Below are 1,778 nucleotides of genomic sequence, written 5' to 3' on the forward strand. Positions count from 1 at the left end.
AACCTTTTAGCACCTTCAATGAGAGTGTGATAGCCGCCAGGTGCTGCTCATGAAATATCAGGCTCTGGATCTGGGTGTGATAAAGCTCGATCCGGTCGGACGCGTTCTTTGTGTGATCTAATGCCAATTCAGCAACGCTCATACAAGTTGCCGCGTCGCCGGCGAGGTAGGCACTCTCGGCCAGATGCAGGTGCAGGTCGAATGTAAGCTGATACGCATTTGTCCAGTCTTCATCTACCAGCATTTCCTGTCCAATCCTGAAATATGCCTTAGCCACGGAATAGGCTGCGGAGGATCTGGCTTTTTTGCCTGCTTCTAAATTCAATCCTGCAATTTTATGCCGCTCCTCGGGTTGTGAAAAGTTTTTCGGGTGATGATTGAGGTGGTTTACGACCTCAAAAAGCTGATCATGGCGCTCGGCGGCTGACAGTCTTTCCAGCAAAAAGTAGCCGATATTCACGTGCATTTCGTCCCGCAATTCGGTCGACAACAGGTTGTAAGCTGCCTGCTGCACCTGATCGTGGACAAAACGGTAGCGTTTCGATGTCAGAAATTGCTGTTCATTTCCGCGATCGGCCGAGAGGCGCAATAAATTTTCGGTGACCGCCTCGCGCAAATCTTCCGCCGTTTCCTGCGGTGTTTTATCATTCAATGCCGAAAGCATGACCAGATCGAAATCCGAACCAATGCAGGATGCGGTAACCAAAGCCTGCCGCGCCGGCTCGGCCAGGTGTTGGATTTTGGAAGTGAGTAACTGCTGCGATGTTCCAGACAATGCGTAGCCTGCTACTTCCTGCTGGTCCCAGGTCCATTTATGTTGCTGTCTGCTGTATGTTACCAGTCCATTCGCCACCAAGTCTTTGATCGTTTCGGAAACAAAAAACGGGTTTCCCAGCGTGCGGGTGAGCACCACGTCGGCGAGCTGTGCGGCGATGTTGGGCGGACAGGAAAATGTATCGGATACCATTTCTGTAATGTCGACAGACTGCAATGGATACAATGTGAGTTGGGTCAAACCAGCGGCCGCCGCGTCCATATCCTTTAATGCAGCGCGCAGCGGATGATTTTCGGTCAATTCATTGTCGCGGTACGTACCTATAATGAGCAGATTGGAGCCTTCCACGGAATAGGTAACCCGACCCAGAAACCGCAAACTGGAAGGATCAGCCCAATGCAGATCGTCGAGGAAAATGACCAGCGCGTGTTCTTTTCTGGTAAATACATTAATAAACTGCGTGAAGACATTTACAAAACGGTTCTGCGCCTCAACGGGCGTCAAAGGCTCGACAAGCGGTTGGGTACCGATGATCTTTTCCAGGTCGGGGATTACATCAATAATAATCTGTCCAAAAACACCCACCGCGTCCAGTATCTGTGCTTTCCAGCAGCCCTGGTCACCTTTGGAAATCTTGCAGACCAGCTCTTTAAAAGCCTGTATAATCGCCTCGAAAGGAATGTTCTGAACATACTGGTCAAACTTTCCGGTGATAAACAGCACGTTTTCAGTCTCCACCCGGTTTTGCAGCTCGCGGATCAGCGAAGATTTGCCGATCCCCGAATTCCCTGAAACCAGCACCATTTCGTTGCGCTCGCCAATGCGCCCGAAGGCTGTTGTCAATGTGTCTAGCTCCTGATCCCGGCCGAAAAGCTGATTGGAAAGATTGAACCGGCCGGGAGTGTCATGTCCGCCAATTTGAAATGGTAATGCATTGACTACCTTTTGCAATTCAGCCTCGCAGCGTGCAAGGTCGCGCCTGATACCGGCTGTGGTTTGGTAA

General features: G+C 50.7%; 1 protein-coding gene. It reads right to left on the reverse strand.

Annotated features, from left to right (window positions below):
- Positions 1-1,778 (reverse strand): ATP-binding protein (locus tag ACTIE6_RS13555; protein ID WP_439557148.1); only part of this gene is annotated, 1,778 nt, incomplete at both ends.

The organism is Dyadobacter sp. (assembly GCF_051859145.1).
Lineage (GTDB): Bacteria > Bacteroidota > Bacteroidia > Cytophagales > Spirosomataceae > Dyadobacter.